General features: G+C 67.0%; 7 protein-coding genes. 5 read left to right on the plus strand and 2 right to left on the minus strand.

Annotated elements, in window-relative coordinates; all coding sequences use genetic code 11:
• Nucleotides 1–4 precede the first annotated feature (4 nt).
• A complete protein-coding gene (locus K5658_RS09685) occupies nt 5–1,546 on the plus strand; it encodes a long-chain-fatty-acid--CoA ligase (protein WP_221066726.1) in 1,542 nt (513 codons plus the stop codon).
• Here the strand turns inward: K5658_RS09685 and K5658_RS09690 are convergent.
• Nucleotides 1,543–2,892, minus strand: coding sequence for an HDOD domain-containing protein (locus tag K5658_RS09690; RefSeq protein ID WP_221066727.1), 1,350 nt, complete (start codon nt 2,890–2,892; stop codon nt 1,543–1,545). The two genes, K5658_RS09685 and K5658_RS09690, sit on opposite strands and share 4 nt — an antisense overlap.
• A 170-nt stretch (nt 2,893–3,062) precedes the next feature.
• Here K5658_RS09690 and K5658_RS09695 point away from each other — a divergent pair, with 170 nt between their 5' ends.
• From K5658_RS09695 to K5658_RS09710, 4 genes are all read left to right on the plus strand, one after another.
• Nucleotides 3,063–3,434: an STAS/SEC14 domain-containing protein gene (locus K5658_RS09695; protein ID WP_221066728.1), complete on the plus strand. Its 372-nt coding sequence runs from the start codon at nt 3,063–3,065 to the stop codon at nt 3,432–3,434.
• A gap of 9 nt (nt 3,435–3,443) precedes the next feature.
• Entirely contained in the window at nt 3,444–3,659 is a 216-nt protein-coding gene (locus tag K5658_RS09700; RefSeq protein WP_221066729.1) for a hypothetical protein, read from the plus strand.
• A 318-nt stretch (nt 3,660–3,977) separates the two neighbouring features.
• Complete coding sequence (locus K5658_RS09705) at nt 3,978–5,117, plus strand: HD-GYP domain-containing protein (protein WP_246628605.1); 1,140 nt, start codon at nt 3,978–3,980, stop codon at nt 5,115–5,117.
• Between the two features lie 45 nt (nt 5,118–5,162).
• Nucleotides 5,163–13,595 (plus strand): PAS domain S-box protein, encoded by an 8,433-nt coding sequence (locus tag K5658_RS09710; protein WP_221066730.1) that lies wholly within the window; start codon nt 5,163–5,165, stop codon nt 13,593–13,595.
• Here the strand turns inward: K5658_RS09710 and K5658_RS09715 are convergent.
• Nucleotides 13,592–18,079, minus strand: coding sequence for an ABC transporter substrate-binding protein (locus K5658_RS09715; RefSeq protein ID WP_246628637.1), 4,488 nt, complete (start codon nt 18,077–18,079; stop codon nt 13,592–13,594). The two genes, K5658_RS09710 and K5658_RS09715, sit on opposite strands and share 4 nt — an antisense overlap.
• Between the last annotated feature and the right edge of the window lie 266 nt (nt 18,080–18,345).

The following is an 18,345-nucleotide window of genomic DNA, read 5'->3' on the forward strand; positions in this document are numbered from 1 at the left end:
CCCCATGCCTACCTTGATCCACGCCCTGCGCGAAAGCGCCCGCTTCTATCCCGACCGTCCCGCCATCATCGCCGGGGCCACGGCGCTGGACCACCGGCGCTTCGGCGAGTTGTCCGACCGGGTCGCGGCGGGATTGGCGGCGCGGGGCGTCGCGCCGGGGGAGCGCGTGGCCTTGTATTGCCCCAATTCGCCGGAGTTCGCCCTGGCCTACGCCGGTATCGTCAAGGCCGGGGCCACGGTGGTGCCGATCAACCTGCTCATCAATGTCGAGGAAATCGCCTATATCCTGGGCGATGCCGGGGTCAAGGCGCTGGTCTACCACGCCGCCCTGGCCCCGACCGTGGAGCGGGTGCTGGAGACCGGGTTTAAGCCGGACTTAGGCGTGCTGATCGGCGGGGCGGCGGCGGGCGCCGTGGCTTGGGAAGACCTCCTGGCCGGGGACGGCCCGGTGCCCGAACCCGAATTGGACCCGGCGGACGCGGTCGCCGCCATCCTCTACACCTCCGGCACCACCGGCTTCCCCAAGGGCGCGATGCTCACCCACGGCAACCTGTACGCCAACACCCAGAGCGTGCGCGAGGCCATGCACTGGCGTCCGGGCGAGGACCGGGTGTTGGTGGTGTTGCCGATGTTCCATGCCTTCGCCGCCACCGTGGGGATGTTGACGCCGCTGACCAATGGCTGCGCCTTCGTGCCGCTGCCGCGGTTCGAGCCGGAGGCCGTGGCCGAGGCCATCGCGGCCCAGGCCGTCACGGTGTTCCTGGGCGTGCCCAGTATGTATGGCGTACTGTTGCGGCTGAGGGACGAGCGGGTGCCGTGCTTCCGCACGTTGCGGTTTTGTGTTTCGGGCGGGGCGGCTTTGCCGGTGGAGGTGTTGCGCCGCTTCGAGGCCAAGTTCGGCGTGAATATCTACGAGGGCGACGGTCCGACCGAATGTTCGCCCGTCACCTGCGTCAATCCCATCGGCGGCCTAGCCAAGCCCGGCACGGTGGGCCTGCCGATACCGGGGGTGGAGATGCGGATCGTGGACGATATGGGCAACGAGCTGCCGCGGGGCCTGGTGGGCGAAATCGCCGTGCGCGGCGCCAATGTCATGAAGGGCTATTGGAACCGGCCCGAGGAAACCCGCGAGGTGATGCGGGACGGCTGGCTCCTGACCGGCGATCTCGGCACCTGCGACGAGGACGGTTATTTCAGCATTGTGGACCGCAAGAAGGATCTCATCATCGTCAACGGCATGAACGTCTATCCGCGCATGATCGAGGAAGTGCTGCACCGCTATCCGGGCTTGCGCGAAGCGGCGGTGGTAGGCGAACTCAACGAGTTGCACGGCGAGGTGCCGGTGGCCTATGTCGCGGTGGACGGGGCCGACGGCGAGACCCAGGCTGGTTTGCGGGCGTTCTGCCGCGAGCATCTGGGGCGGCATCAGGTGCCGAAGCGCTTCGAACTGGTCGAAGCCTTGCCGCGCAACGCCGCCGGCAAAATCCTCAAGCGCCAATTGCGCAAGCACGGCGAGGTCGAGCGCGGCGTGAAGGATTTGGATTAGCCCGCGAACACCTTCAGGGCTTGGTTGATCTTGTGCTTGGCCTTGGCCAGGATGTCCAGCGACAGCTCCGGCGACAGCTTGCCCGCCTTGAGCTTGGAGAAGGCCGGGATGGCGTTGATGGCGGGCAGGTCGGCCCGGCGCGGCGTGCCGATATAGGCGTGCAGCTTGGACAGGATCACGATATCGGCGAGGTCCAGCCCGGCACCGCCATCGTGGTACCAGCTTTCCGCCAAGAGCGGGATACGCGCCAATTCCGCCGGGAAATGCCAGCGGCCCAGCAGATGGGCGCCCAAAGGCCCGCGTATATGGGGCAGCAGGGTTTGGATATCTTCTTCCGACCAGGCCACCCCCGAAGGCCGCGCCAGGAAGTACAGGAAGGGCAGGGCGCCGATATCGGCGATCAAGCCGGCCAGCAAAGCCTCCTCCCGGTCGATCCCGCCGTTCTCCCCGGCCAGCACGTAGCACAGGGCCGAGAGTTGGAGGCTTTGTTTCCATTGCGCGTGCAACAGGGCGTTGAGCCTGGGTTCCTTGGACTCGAACACCCGTTTTAGGCACAGGCCGAGGACCAGGTTGCGGGTGGCGGCCATCCCCAAAACGGCGATGGCGTCGTGGCAGGAATTGACCGGCTCCCCGGCATGGTACAAGGGGCTGTTGGCGACGCCCACCAAGCGCGAACCGATGACCGGATCGAGCTGGACATGTCCCGCCAGTTCGCGCAGATGGCAATCGCGCTCGATGGCCTGCCCGAGCTTGGCCGCCACCGTGGGCAGGGGGGGCAATTCCAGGCCGGTGTCGAGGTAATGCCTCTGGAAGGCTTGGAAAACCGGGTGGTCGCGCACGGCGTCGGGTAGTTCGCGGTCGAGCGGGTCGGTGTCGGTGCCCAGGGCCACCGCGCCGGGTTCGCCATGGGCCATGATTTGGGCGTTGACCCGCAGCACCTGGATTTCGGTCTTGGCCTCGGCGGTGGCGTTGTACTGCCGGCCCGCGTAGAGCGGAAACCGCGCCTGGGCCGAACCCGCCTGGATTTCGTAGCAAGCGCCCTCGGCGGTGGTCAGGGCCACGCGGCCTTGCAGCAGGTAGTGCACCGAATGTGCCGGTTCGCCTGGGCGGAACAGGATGGAACCCTCGGGATAAATGTCGGCCTCGCGGTCCAGCACGAAGGTTTTGAGGGTATCTTCGTCCAGGGTGCGCAAGGGGAAGAGTTGCTGCAAGGTCTGTAATTCGAGGGCGGAGGCACGGCGGGCCGGTGCCGGGGTGGGCTCGAACCTGGGTTCGGGCAGGGGTTCCGGCGCGGTCGCCGCCTGGGTTCGGAACGGCCATTTGAACCGGCGTAGGAGCGATTTCATAGGCGGGTTGCCTCCGGGGGGGTGAAGAACGGGGGCCGGTGGAACCGGCGCTCCTTGGCCGGGGCGGACGATTGCGGGCACCGCCGAATTCCAGCACAATCGCGGCCCGGACCTGTTCCGGGCGGACCGGGATACCGGATCAAAGTATAAGTCAAGCGGGCGGTGGTACGATGTGGCGAGTAACCTACCATTCCGGCACCGGCGTCGTCGAAGCGGTGTTCGGCGGGGAACTGACCCCCGAGGAACTCAGGGCGGCGGTCGAGACCACAATCGATACGGCCCGGCGGCACGCGAGCTTCCTGGTGCTGGCCGATTGCCTGGAGTTGCAAGGCGGGCATTCGCTGTTCGACCTCTACGCCCTGGTGGATTTCCTCCAGGATTCCGGCGTTCCGTCCAGCTTCAGGGAAGCCTTGCTGATGCCGGGCGCGGGGCGGGACTGGGTCGATGGCGTGGAATTCTGGGAAACCGCCTGCCTCAACCGGGGGCTGGCGGTGCGGATATTCAGCGACCGGGACGCGGCGTTGGCTTGGCTTCAGGAGTAGCCAGGGGCGATGGCGCGGACAATCTCCTACGAGGAGGCGAGCCGGGAAGCCGCCATCCTGCGCGATGCCATCGTGGCCATCGAGAACGCCGAACGCCTCCCGGTGTTGCAGCGCGGCGAGCGCGGCCACCTCTACAACGCCAAGACCGCCTTGGAATACGCCTTGCTGCGTATCGCCATCGACCTGCTCGAACAGCGGGTCGAGGCCGCGGAATCGTCCGAATAAACCGCCCCGCGCTTGGCGGGGGGTGCCCGCCACCTTGGATACCATCCTTTCCCCGGTTGCCAAGCCTCCTGTCCGTCCTTCGTCCTTTCCCGGACCGCTTCCCGGCGGGGCGGCCTGTCCCGGTTTTTCTCGCAGCCGTGGATACCCGGTCATGAGCCTGTGGCCGCTTTTGTATTAACATGGCGGTTTAAGCTTGATAAGAAGTTTTCCGACCATACCGCGGGAAAGAGGCGCCCTCCGGTCCGGGGAGAGGGGCGCGATAACGCATTTCAAAAAGCGCGGGCCGGTCTGGCACCGGGTTCCGTGAGAGGTTGGATTTTGGATAAGCAGCGCACGCCAGATTGTTTCGATGCCACCCTCCTCGTGGTGGACGACGGGCCGGAAAACCTCACGGTGATGGGCGATTTGCTCAGGCCGTTCTACCGTGTCAGGGTCGCCAATTCCGGCCAGCGCGCCCTGGCCGTGGTCACGACCCCCCCCGCCCCCGACCTCATCCTCCTCGATATCATGATGCCCGGCATGGATGGCTATACCGTGCTGGCCCGGCTCCGCGACGACCCCCGCTTCCGCGATATCCCGGTGATCTTCGTCACGGCCCTGGACACGCCGGAGGACGAGGCGCGCGGCCTGGCGCTGGGCGCGGTGGACTATATCACCAAGCCCCTGCGCCCTCCCGTGGTCCTGGCGCGGGTCCGCGCCCATCTGGAACTCAAACGGGCGCGGGACGGCCTGCGCGACCAGACGGCCTACCTCGAATCCCAGGTGGCCCGCTGCCTCAGCGAGAACCAAGTGGTCCAGGAGGCGGGCATCCAGGCCTTGGCGCGGCTGGTGGAAATCCGCGACCAGGAGACCGGGGCGCATCTGCGCCGCACCCAGGAATATGTGCGGGTACTGGCGCGGCGTTTGCTGGGCCATCCCCGGTTCGCGGGGGTCCTGGATGAGCGCGTCATCGAGGTGATGGCGAAATCCGCCCTGTTGCACGATATCGGCAAGGTCGGCATCCCCGACCATATTTTGTTCAAGCCGGGCCGGCTGACCCCGGAGGAGCAGGCCGTCATGCGGACCCACAGCAGCCTGGGCGGCGATGCCATCGGCGAGGTGCTGGGCCGGGCCAAGCGCTCGTTGGAATTCCTGGGCTTGGCCCAGGAGATCGCCCGCCACCACCACGAGCAATGGGATGGCGGCGGCTATCCCGACGGGCTGGCCGGCGAAGCGATTCCGGTCTCGGCCCGCTTGATCGCCTTGGCCGATGTGTTCGACGCCTTGATCAGCGACCGGGTCTACAAGGCCGGCCTGCCCTTCGCCGAGGCCCGCGAAGTGATCGCCAGGGAGCGGGGCCGCCATTTCGATCCCGACATGGTCGATGCCTTCCTGGAGGTGTTCGATGAGTTCCAACGGATCGCCCAGCGCCATGCCGAACCGGAACCGGAACCGTGCGAGCCGTCCCAAGAGGGATGAGCCGCCGCCCCACACCGCCCGCCATCCTGCCCGGCCAATGTCCCTATGAACGCCATCGCCCATCTCAAACTATCCGACATCATGAGCGCACGGGTGCTGGGCGTGCCGCCCGAGTGTTCCTTGGAGGCGGCGGCCCGCCGCATGAGCGAAGCCAGGGTTTCGTCGCTGCTGGTGGTCGAGGGCGACCGGCCCCTGGGCATCCTCACCGAGCGCGACATGGTGCGGCTGCTGTGCGAGCGGATGCCGCTGGAAACGCCGGTGTCCGGCTTCATGAGCGCGCCCTTGGTGACGGCCCCGCCGGACCTGGAATTCCGCGCCGCCTACACCTTGCTGCAACGCCACCGTGTCCGCCACCTGGTGGCGGTGGATGGCCAGGGCCGCGCGGTGGGCGTCGTGTCCAGCACCGATTTCCGCACCCACCTGGGCCTCGATATCTTCCGCAAGATCGAGGATTTGCGTAGCGTCATGGAACGGGACCTGGGCACGATGGCCCCGGAGGCTTCCCTGGCCGAGGCCTTGGCGCGCATGTTACAGGAACGCCGGGAGCATCTCTTGGTGGTAGAGGATGGGCGGCCCGTCGGCATCCTCACCGAGCGCGACATGCCCGGACTCCTGGTGCGCCATGCCGATCCCGCCCGCATCCGCCTGGCCGAAGTCATGAGCCATCCCCTGCATTGCCTGGGACTGGGAACCGATGTGGCGGAGGCGGCGCAACTCATGGCGCGGCACCGGGTGCGGCAAATGCCGGTGGTCGAGGCGGACGGGCGCTTGGCCGGGGTGGTCAGCCAACACCGTTTGCTGGAGAAGCTCGGCATCCAATTGCTCGACGAGAGCTGGCGCCAAGGCCAAGCCCTGCACGAAGAGAAAAACCGGGCCGAACACCGCCTGCGCCTGGCGCTGGAAACCACCGGGCTGGGCATCTGGGAATACGACCACCGCGCCGACCGCCATGAATGGAGTCCCGAAGCCCTGGCCTTGTTGGGGGGCGACCCCGCCGCCGCGCCGCGTAGCCTGGACGATTGGCTGGAGTGGGTCCACCCTGCGGACCGGCCCCGCGTCCTGGACCAGATCGAGGTGGCCTTGTCCGCCGCCCATCCCTTGTCCGAGATGGAATACCGTATCCGCCGGGCCGATGGCGCTTGGCTCTGGGTCCACGAACGGGCGCGGGTGGTGGAATACGACGCCGGGGGGCGGCCCTTGCACACGGTCGGCACCCTGGCCGATATTTCCGGGCGCAAGCACTCCGAACTGCTGCTCCAGACCCAGCTCGGATTCGCCCGGTTCCTGAACGGCGAGCCGGACCGCGACAGTTTGCTGGCGGCGATCCTGGACAGCGCCCTGGCCCTGCCGGAAATCGACGGCGGCGGACTCTATTGGCGGCGGGCGGCGGGCGATTATGAACTCGAGGTCCACCGCGGCCTGTCCGACGCCTTCGTCGCGCAGGTGGAGCGGGTCCCCGCCGACTCCCCCAGGGCCGGGATCATCCGCGAAGGCCGGATGCGCTGCGCTTGCGCCGATCCCGGCCCGCACTGCTCCGACCACGACCTGATCCAGGGCGAGGACGTGGCGCGGGAAGGCATCAGGGCGCTCTTGGTGCTGCCGATCCTGGTCGGGGGCGAGGCGGTGGCCTGCCTCAACCTGGCCCGCAAGCGGGGCGGACGATTCGGCACCAACACCCTGGCCGCCCTGGAAACCCTGGCCCATCAGTTCGGCCAAGCCCTGCGCCGCTGGCACGACCAGGAACAAGCGGCCCATCAACGCCAGAACCTCGACGGCCTGTTCGGGGCGATGGACGATTTCGTGTTCGTGGTGGACGCCGCCGATGGCCGCATCCTGCATTACAACCACGCCGTGGCCGACGGCCTGGGTTATGGGCCGTCCTTGTTGGGACAACCGGCGCTCGCGGCCCATCCCGGGCCGGTCCGGGAAGAGGCCCGGCGCATGTTGGCCGAAATGATCGCCGGGGAGCGCAAAAACTGCCCTTTGCCCCTGGTGCGGGCCGATGGGGCTTGGATCGAGGCCGATACCCGCATTTCCCTGGGCCATTGGAACGGGAAGCCCGCCATCTTCGCGATTTCCCGCGATATCACCGAGACGGTGCTGAGCAGGCAAGCCCTGCGCCGGGGCGAGGCGATGTTGCGGGCCATCCTCGATTCCACCGCCGACGGGTTGTTGGTGATCGGCCAGGACGGCGCGGTGCTGGCGTGCAACCGGCGCTTCCAGGCGCTATGGGGCGTGCCCGACGCGCTCCTGGCCGAGGGCCGCGACCGCGGCTTGTTGGAGAATGTGCTGGGCCAGTTGCAAGACCCCGTAGGCTTCCGGCGCGAGGTGGAGCGGCTCTACGCCAGCGACGAGGAGCGGTGGGACACGCTGGATTTCACGGATGGCCGGGTGTTCGAGCGTTTCACCCGTCCCATCGAATGGTCGGGGCAACGGGCGCGGCTCTGGTCGTTCCGCGACGCCACCGCGACCCGGCGGGCGCAGCGCGAATTGGAGAGCGAGCGTGCCCTGTTGCGGACCTTGTTCAACGCCATCCCCGACCCGCTGTGGCTCAAAGACCCGGAAGGCGTCTATCTGGCCTGCAATCCCAGTTTCGAGCGCTTCTTCGGGGCCGCCGGGCCGGATATCGTCGGCAAGACCGACTACGATTTCGTTCCCGCCGGACTGGCCGATTTCTTCCGCGACAACGACCGGGCGGCGGCGGCGGCGGGCCGGCCCTGCGTCAACGAGGAATGGCTGGAATTCGCCGCCGACGGCTACCGCGGCTTGTTCCAGACCGTCAAGACGCCTTTGTTCGAGCCGGAGCGCGGTTTGATCGGCGTCCTGGGCATCGCCCGCGATATCACGGCGCTGCGCGGGGCCGAGGATGCCCTGCGCGACAGCGAGGCCCGTTTCCGCGCCCTGTTCGAGACCGCCGCCGACGCCATCCTGGTCTCGGACGGGCCGGTGTTCGTGGATTGCAACCCCAAGGCGCTGGAAGTCTTCGGCTGCGCCCGCGCCGACCTGATCGGGGCCACGGCGGAGCGGTTTTCGCCGCCCACGCAGCCGGATGGCCGCGATTCCACCGCCGCAGCCGAGCGGATCGGGCTGGCGTCCAGCGGCCATCCCCAGTTCTTCGAATGGCGGCATCGGCGGCTGGACGGCACCGAGTTCGACGCCGAGGTGCGGCTGACGGCGTTCGAGATCGACGGCAAGGTCATGCACCAGGGCGTGGTGCGCGATATCACCGAGCAGAAGCGGGCGGCGCGGTCCATCGCCGGGGAAGCCGTCCGGCGGCGCGTATTGTTCGAGCAATCCTCCGACGGCATCGTGGTCATCGACGCGGAGGGCGGGGTTTGCGAAGCCAACCGGCGCTATTGCGAGATGCTGGGCTATTCCGCCGCCGAAATCCTAAGCTTGCATGTCTGGGATTGGGACATGCGTTGGGGCCGCCTTGAGCTGGAGGCGATGTTGCGGCGGGCCGGACCCGAGGGGACGTGCTTCGAGACCCGCCATCGCCGCAAGGATGGCACGGAGATCGATGTGGAGGTCAGTTGTTCGGGCGCGGAGATCGACGGGCGGATGCTGGCCTTCTGCGTCTGCCGCGATATCTCCGGGCGCAAGCGCCTGGAGCGCCGGGAACGGGCGCGGATGGACATCCTGGAGCGGATCGCCGGGGGCGTGCCCCTGGCCGGGGTGTTGGATGGCATCGCCCGCGCTGTCGAGGCCGAAGCCCCCGGCACCCTCTGCTCGATCCTGGTGCTGGACCCGGAATCGCGCCGTCTGCGCCATGGGGCCGGACCCAGCCTGCCGGAAGCCTACAACCGTTTCTGCGATGGCGTCGAAATCGGGCCGGGGGTGGGTTGTTGCGGGACCGCGGCGCACGAAAACCGGCGGGTGGTCGCCGAGAACCTCCAAACCCATCCGTTCTGGGTCGGGTTCCGGGACGCCGCCACCGCGGCCGGCCTCGCGTCCTGTTGGTCGGAGCCGATCCGGGGCGAGCGGGGGCAGGTGTTGGGGACTTTCGCCATCTACCGCGGCGTGCCCGGCGCGCCCGGCGCCGACGATCTGGGGCGCATCACCGCCGCCGCCTATCTGGCCGGGATCGCCATCGAGCGCGAGGCCCGCCAACGCGCCCTCAGGGACAGCGAGGAACTCTACCGGGCCATCGTCAGCCAGGCCGGGGACGGCATCCTCCTGGTGGATGCCGAGACCCTGCGCTTCGTCGAATTCAACGATGCCGCCTGCCGCGACCTGGGCTACACCCGCGAGGAGTTCGCCCGGCTCCGCATCCCCGACCTCCAGGGCGGGCAGGGGCATACCGGCGCCGTGATCGCGGAGAAGACGCGGGAGATTTTCGCCACCGGCGGGGCCGATTTCGAGAACCAGCACCGCCACAAGAACGGCGGGGTGCGCGATGTCTATGTCAGCAACCGGTTGGTGAACCTCAGGGGTCGCCATTATTTCGCCGCCATCGTGCGCGATATCACCGAGCGCAAGCGGGCCGAGCGCGAACTGCGCGACAGCGAGGCCAAATACCGGCTGCTGTTCGAGATGGCCAACGATGGCATCTTCCTGCAGGACGCGACCGGCTTCCTGGACTGCAACGAGAAGGGGGCCGCCATGTTAGGCCTGCCGCGCCCGGAGGTGGTCGGCCGCGGCCCGATTGATTTTTCCCCGGAACGGCAACCCGACGGACGGTTTTCGGAGGCGGTGGCCCGCGAGAAAACCCAGGCCGCGCTGGCCGAGGGGCCGCAGTTCTTCGAGTGGCGTTCCCGGCGGGCGGATGGCGGCCTGTTCGATGTCGAGATCGCCCTGGGCCGGGTCGAGATGGGGGGCGCGGTGTACCTACAGGCCATCGTCCGCGATATTACCGAGCGCAAGGCGCTGCAACTGCGCCTGGAACGGCAGGTGGCCTTCACCCAATCGGTGATCGACGCCGAGGTCGATGGCATCGCGGTCTGCCATGCCCAGGCCGGGCCGCTCCACGCCCGCTTCACCGTGTGGAACCGCGCCATGCGCAACCTGACCGGCTACAGCCTGGACGAGATCAACCAACTGGGCTGGTACCGGACCGTCTGCGCCGAATCCGAGGCCCCGGAAGCGGCCCGCCAGCGCATGGAGCGGATGTGCCGGGGCGAGCCTTTGGTGGGCGAGGAATGGACCATCCGCCGCAAGGACGGCGGGCACCGCACCGTGCAAATCCATACCATCGCTATTCCGGGCCAGGGCGACGAGGCCGCGATCCTGGCGGTCATGCACGATGTGACCGAGCGGGTGCGGGCCGAGGAAGAATTGCGCAAGCTGTCGCTGGCGGTGGAGCAGAGCCTCAACAGCATCGTCATCACCGACCTCGAAGCCCGCATCGAATACGTCAACGACGCCTTCACCCGCATCACCGGCTATGGCCGGGCCGAGGCGCTGGGGCAGACCCCCCGCATCCTGAATTCCGAACACACCCCCAAATCCACCTACGAGGCGCTGTGGGCCAGCCTCGCCCAGGGCCTGCCCTGGGAAGGCGAATTCGTCAACCGCCGCAAGGATGGCGGGTTCTATACCGAGTTCGCCCGCATCTCGCCGATCCGCCAGCCCGATGGCCGGGTCACCCATTACCTCGCGGTCAAGGAGGATATCACCGGGCGCAAGGCGGTGGAGCGCGAGCTGGAACATTACCGCAAGCACCTGGAGGACCTGGTGGCGGAGCGCACCGCCGAGCTGGAAACCGCCAACCGCCGCCTCCTGACCAGCGACGCCCGGCTCAAGGCCATGTTCGCCCTGAGCCAGAAAGCCGCCGGGCTGGATGAGGCCGACCTGCTCGGGCAGGGCGTGGCCGAGGCGGCGCGGTTGACCGGCAGCGCCTTCGGCTATCTGTACGCCGTGGGCGAGGACGGTGCCGGCCTCGCGCTGCAAGCCTGGGTGGGGGCCGGCCTGGAGCCGCCGGCCGCGGACCGCTCCCTGGTCCAGGCCGGGCCTTGGGCCGATCCGGTGCGTATCCGCCGCCCGTGCATCCACAACGCCTACCCCCAGGACGGGCCGGGCGACGTCCTGGCCGATGGCCCGGTCCAGCGCCATATGGCCGTGCCGGTGATGGGCGACGGCCAGGTCCATTTGCTGTTGGGCGTGGGCAACAAGCCCGCCGATTACGACGAGTCGGATATGCACGAACTGCAATTGGTCGGCGACGACCTCTGGCGCATCCTGTTGCGCCGCCGCGCCGAGACCCAGTTGGCCACCGCCAAGGATGTGGCCGAGCAGGCCAGCCGCGCCAAGAGCGTGTTCCTCGCCAATATGAGCCATGAAATCCGCACGCCGATGAACGCCATCATCGGCCTCACCCATTTGCTCCGGCGCGATGCCCAGGGGGTGCGCCAGCAGGGCTATCTCGGCAAGATCAACGACGCCGCCCAGCACCTCCTGGCGATCATCAACGATATCCTCGATATCTCCAAGATCGAATCCAACCGGCTGGTGCTGGAAAACACCGATTTCGAACTCGACCGGGTGCTGGACAAGGTCTGCGATTTGGTGCGCGAGAAGGCCGAGGCCAAGGGTTTGGAACTCGTGTTCCGCGAATCGCCCAGGCTCGCGGGCCTGCTCAAGGGCGACCCGCTCAGGCTGGGCCAAATCCTCTTGAACTTCACCGGCAACGCGGTCAAGTTCACCGAACAGGGCTTCGTCATGGTCAGCGCCCAGGCCATCGAGGAGACCGAACACGATATCCAGGTGCGCTTCGAGGTCCGCGACACCGGGGTGGGCATCGAGCCCGAGCATCAGGCCCGCCTGTTCAAGGCGTTCGAGCAGGCCGACGGTTCCACCACCCGGCGCTATGGCGGCACCGGGCTGGGGTTGGCGATCAGTCGCCGCCTGGTCGAGATGATGGGCGGCGAGGTCGGCATCCTCAGCCAACCCGGCGTGGGCAGCACCTTCTGGTTCACGGTGCGGCTGGGCAAGGGCACGTCCCAGCCCAAGCGCTTGAATGGCCGGGTCAAGGACAGGCGGGCCTTGGTGGTGGACGATTTGCCGGAAGCCCGCGAAGCCTTGGCCGATTTGCTGCGCCAAATGGGGATGCGGGTGGACATGGCCGCGGGCGGCGAGGAGGCGCTGGCCGCCGTGGTCGCGGCCGACCGGCGGTCCGAGGCTTACGAAGTGCTGGTGCTGGATTGGCGGATGCCCGGACTCGACGGCCTCGCCACCGCCCGGCGGCTGCGGGAGATGCCGCTGGCCCGGCCCCCGGCCCCCGTGCTGTGTACCGCCTTCACCCAATTCCCGCCGGAGCGCGCGATGGCCGAGGCCGGGTTCGAGGCGGTGTTGTCCAAGCCGGTCACGCCGTCCAGCCTGTATGATGTGCTGGTGAAGGTTTTCAACGGCGGGGACCGCGCGCGCGCGGCTCCCGTCCCCCATCAGGAGCGGGATATCATGGTGCGTAAATTCCGAGGCGCGCGTCTCTTGCTGGCCGAGGACAACCCCATCAACCAGGAAGTGGCTTCGGAGCTGCTGCGCCGCTTGGGGTTCTCGGTGGATTTGGCCGGGAACGGCGTGCAGGCGGTCGAACTCGCCGGGCGCAATGCCTACGATTTGATCCTGATGGACGTGCAAATGCCGGAGATGGACGGCCTGGAGGCCACCCGTTCGATCCGGGCCTTACCGGGCCGGGCCGGGACGCCGATCCTGGCCATGACGGCCAACGCCTTCGAGGAGGACCGCACCCGCTGCCTCGCGGCGGGCATGAACGACCATATCGGCAAGCCGGTGGAACCCGAGGCCTTGTTCGCCACCGTCTCGAAATGGCTGCCCTCCCGCGCCGCCCCGGAATCCGGCGGGGCGGTGCCGGAACCCGCCGATCCGCCGGCGCGGTCCGAACCCGCCGCCGAGCCTTGGAACGCCCTGCCCGGTGTGGACGCGCAATTGGGTTTGCGCGGGGTCCTGGGCCAGCGCGACAGCTATCTGCGCCTGCTGCGCTTGTTCGCCCAGGTCCATGCCGAGGATACCGCCAAGCTCGGCGCGTTGCTCGGAACCGGCCAATTCACCGCCGCCCGGTTGGTGGTGCATTCGCTCAAGGGCGCGGCGGGCACCATTGGCGCGGAACGGGTGCGCGGCCTGGCCCTGGACCTGGAAACCGCCCTGCGCGAAGCCCGGCCCATGGACGTCCTCCTGGGTTTGGCCGCCCCCTTGGAACAGGAACACCGGGTCTTGGTCGAGGCGATCCGCGCGATACCCGAGCAGCCCCAGGCGCGGGTGGCGGTGGCCCCGGATGGGAACCGGGCGGGATGGGTCATCGCCCGGCTGTACCGTTTGCTGGCCGAGGACGATATGCGGGCGGGCGGGGTGTTCCAGGAGGCGGAGCCGCTGCTGAACGCCGTCCTGGGCCGGAAGACGGCCGAACTCAAGCAGTTGCTGACCCTATACGATTATGAGGCGGCGCTGGCCTTGTTGCGCTCGGCCTGCGCCGAGCACCCCGAATGGCTCGATGGGGACGCCGGGTCCGGCCTGGGTGGCTAGGGGCGGCTGCCCGGCCCTTGTGGGGTCCGGCCCAGCGCGGCGTTCAGTCCATCCCGCAGCGCCGCCAGTTCGGCGGTCAAGGCTTCCACCAGCGGGGCGACCCGCTCCGCGCCTTCCCCCTGCCGGAGGGCGGCCAGCAGGTTTTCGGCGGCGGCCTGCACCCCGAGCGCGCCCAGGCTGCCGACCGAACCCTTGAGCCGGTGGGCCATATGCTGGATTTCCCCGGATTCCCCCGCCGCCCAATGCTGTGCCAACCGTTCCGGCGCTGTCCCGTACTGTTCCAGGAACATCCCCAGCAGGTGCAGGTACAGCTCCCTGTTGCCCAGCAGATTTTCAAGGCCCGTGCCGATATCCAGGCCCGGCACGGCGGCCAAGCGCCGTGCCCATTCCATATCGCACTGGGCCGGGCCGGGCGGCGGCGGGACGGGGTCCGGCGCGTTGCGGGGCGGTAGCCAATGCAGCAAGGCGGTGTACAGCGTTTCCGGTTCCACCGGCTTGGCGATGAAATCGTCCATGCCCGCCAAGCGGCAGGCTTCCCGGTCCTCGGCGAAGGCGTTGGCGGTCATCGCCAGGATGGGCGTCCCGGCCCGGTCCGGCAAGGCCCGGATCGAGCGGGTGGCTTCCAGGCCGTCCATCTCCGGCATCCGCACATCCATCAGGATCAGGTCGTAGCCGGTGGTCCCGGCCTTCCGCACGGCCTCGCCGCCATGCGCCGCCGTGTCCACCGCGAGCCCCGCCACGCGCAGCAATTCCACCGCGACTTCCCGGTTGATATCGTGGTCTTCCGCCAGCAGCACCCGCGCTCCGCCATGCCGTTGGCGCAAGGTTTCGGCTTGGGACGCCCTGGGATGGCGGGGGCCGGGCCTGGATTCCCGCCCCCGTTCCAGCCAGGCCGTGAACCAGAACACGCTGCCCCCGCCAGGACGGTTCTCCACGCCCGCCTCGCCGCCCATGAGCCGGGCCAGGCGGCGGGTGATCGCCAGCCCCAGCCCGGTGCCGCCGTATTTCCGGGTGGTGGAACTGTCGGCCTGCTCGAAATCCTTGAACAGGTGGCCGAGCTGGTCGGCCGCGATGCCGATGCCGGTGTCCCGCGCCTCGAAGCGCACCAGCAGGCCGCCGTCCTCCCGCGTCGCCACGAGATGGGCGCCGAGGCCGATGCCGCCCCGCTCGGTGAATTTCACGGCGTTGCCCGCGTAGTTGAGCAGGGCTTGGCGCAGCCGGGTCGGATCGCCCCGCAGCCAGTCCGGCACATCGCCGGCGTCCACCGTCAGGCGCAGGCCCTTTTCCGCCGCCTGGCTGGAAATCAGCGCCCCGACCTGTTCCAGCACCGAGGCCAGGGGAAAATCCACCACCTCCAGTTCCAAGCGTCCGGCGTCGATCTTGGAGAGGTCCAGGATATCGTTGAGGACGGCCAGCAGATGGCGGGAGGCCGCGTCGATCTTGTCGAGGCGGTCCAGTTGCTCCGCCGTGGGCCGGTCGTGCCGGATCAGGTGGGTCAATCCCAGGATGGCGTTCATGGGGGTGCGGATCTCGTGGCTCATATTGGCCAGGAAGGCGCTCTTGGCGCGGTTGGCGGCTTCGGCGGCGTTGCGGGTGGCGGTCAGTTCGGCGGTGCGGCTCGCCACCAGTTCCTCCAGGTGGTGGCGGTGGCGTTCCAATTCCTGGGCGTCGCGCATCTTCTCGGTGATATCCTCCTTGATCCCCAGATAATGGGTGATGCGTCCATCCGGCTGGCGGATCGGGCTGATATGGGCGGATTCGACATATTCCACGCCATCCTTGCGGCGGTTGCGGAAGATGCCGTTCCAGGTCTCGCCGCGCTCGAGGACGGCCCACACGGCGCTGTCGTCCTGGGCCGGGTCCGCGCCCAGGAAGCGGATATCGCGGCCCATGACCTCCGCCGCCACGTAGCCGGTCATGGACTCGAAGCCGGCGTTGACATATTCGATCCGGCCTCCGAGGTCGGTGATGACGATGCTTTCCGGGCTTTGCCGCACCGCCAGCGATAATTTGAGCAAGCGGTCCTCGGCCTCCTTGCGCTCGGTGATATCCTCGTACACCCCCAACACGCCGATGATGTCCCCCGCCGCGTTGCGGAGCGGGGCTTTCGAGGTGCGTATCCAGGTCATGCCGCCCGCGTCGTCGGGCTGGGGTTCCTCGTACAGCAGCTTGGCCACGCCGGATTCCATCACCTGCCGGTCGTCGGCGACATAGCGCTCCGCCTGTTCGCGCCATCCCAGTTGGGTATCGTCCTTGCCGACCAGGTCGGCGGGGGAGTCCAGCCCGGCGTCCTGGGCGAACAAGGTGTTGCAACCGATGAAGCGGGAAAGCCGGTCCTTCCAGAAGACCCGCATCGGCAGGGTTTCCAGCACGGTTTGCAACAGGTTGTGGGATTCCTTCAAGGCGGCCTGGGCTTCGATGCGCCCGGTGATATCCTGGATCAAGGCGACGAACTGTCCGGGGGCCGGGCTGTAGCTGTAGGCGGAATACCAGCGCTGGTTGCCGGGGATGAAGATTTCCCCGTGTTGGGAACGGCCCGAGGCCGTGATTTCCCGGCAGGATTCGATCCAGGATTCCCCGATCTCCGGCCAGACTTCCCGGACCCGGTGGCCTATCCAGCGTTCGCGGGGTATCCCGGTGATCCGCTCGAAGGCCGGATTCACTTCCAGGAAGCGGTAATCCACCACGTCTCCCTGCCCATCGCGCACGATCTCGTGCAGGGCGAAACCCAGCGGCATATGGGTATAGAGCGATACTAGGCGGGATTCGCTTTCCCGCCGCGCCGCCACTTCCTGGCGCAAGCGCGAAACCCAATAGGCGAACAGCAGGAATAGCGCGGCCAGGGCGATGCCGTATTTCAGCACGGTTTCCGCCCTGATGCCTTGTTCGATCCGCAGGCCCATCCAATGATTGATGATTTCGGCCCGGTCGCTGTGGGAAATATCGGCCAGGGTTTTCTCCATGATCGATTTCAATTGGGGCTGGGATTTCACCACCGCGATGCTATTGGCGTTTTGATAAGGGGTTTGTCCCGCGAAGCTCAGGTTCAAAAACCCCTGTTGCTTGATGGTATAGCTGGCGGAGGCGGCATCTCCGATATAGGCGTCGGCCTTGCCTTCCAAAACCCATTCCAGGGCTTGCCTGACGTTATCGGCGGCCACCAATTCAATGAAGGGATAATCCCGGTCCAGGCGCTCCTGCACGAAATAGCCCTGTTGTATCGATACCCGTTTGCCGACTAGGCGATCCAGGCTGCCGATATAACCATGGCGGTTATCGTTGATAATGATGACCGGGTTGGTGACATAGGGCTGGGTGAAACTGAGGTAGCGTTCCCGGTCCGGGGTGCTGACCGCCTCGCTGAGCATGTCCACCTCCCCATGCCGGGCCATCTCCAGGATTTCGTGCCAGGGCTTGTCCTTGACGAGCGCGAATTTCACGCCCAGCCGTTTTTCTATCGCGGCCATGAAATCGGCCGCCATGCCCGTATATTGGCCGTTGCCGTCGATCCATTCGTAGGGGGCGAAATCACGGTCGATACCGAGCCGGATGACCGGGTGCCGCCCCAGCCAGGCGTGTTCCTCGGCGCTCAATTCCAGGGCGCTGGGGGGGCCGTGGACGAATTCGCGCAGTTTGGTTTCGCCCATCGACTGGGCCAGCCCGAGTCCGTGGAAGATATTGGCGATACCGCGCAGGCGCTCGATATCGAGCCGGCCCAGGGGGATGGCATCCGGCAGGATTTGCTTGCGGCATTGGCGGGCCTCGAACCGTAATTGTTCCAGGCCGTGTCGGCTGTGGTAATGGGTTTTGATGGTTTGGATCACCGCCTCGGGATGGGCCAGGGCATATTGCCACCCTTTGAGCGAGGCGCGGAGGAAGCGGGCGGCGCGGCCTGGGTGTTGGGCGATTTCCCGCTGGCTGGTGAAAAGGATATCGCCGTAGAAATCGAGCCCATAGCTTTGCGGGTTGATGATATTGAGCTTGATGCCTTTTTCCTGCTCGAAATAATAGACCTCGTTGGTCAGGTAGGCGGGCATCACGTCCGCTTGGTCCAGGAGTAGCGCCGCGTTGTCGAAGTTATATTTTATAAAAGTATATCTGTCCGATGTGATACCGCTATGCTCCAGCAGCGCCCGCAGCGGGGCCTCATTGCCTCCGGTATTATCGAACATGATGCGCTTGCCGACCATTTCATAAGGGCTGATGATCCCGGAGCTGCGCTTGCTAATGAACACCAAGGGATCGTGCTGGAAAATGGCGGCCAAAGCGGTGACGGGTACGCCATTGGCATATTGGGCGACGATATTGGAGTCGCCGACGCCATAATCGGCCGCGCCCGAGACGACGCGCTGGATGGGGCTTTCTTCCGGCATGCGCTCCTGGATATCCACGTCCAGTCCTTCTGCCGCATAATAGCCTTGTTCCCTGGCGGCATAATACCCGGCGAATTGGAATTGGTGGAACCATTTGAGTTGTAGGACCACCTTTTCCAAAGGGGTGTCATCCGGTTGCGCGAACGCCGGGGGAAGCCACAGGAGCAACCATAACAATACCGCCCAGGCAGGGGGGTGGGCCAAGCGGTCGGCTGGATGGCAATCCAGTCCGATGGTGGGGTTGGGATCGGCCAAGATAATATGGGGTTTTGCGGTGGGTGAAGGGTTTGTTTGGCGGCCGCGATGGGCGGAGTGCGGCGGGTTGCCGGGTTTTGCTAAGGCGCGGCATCGGTCGTCGCCGGGCTTGGTGGGCGCGG

The organism is Methylomagnum ishizawai, from assembly GCF_019670005.1.
GTDB classification, from domain to species: Bacteria; Pseudomonadota; Gammaproteobacteria; order Methylococcales; family Methylococcaceae; genus Methylomagnum; species Methylomagnum ishizawai.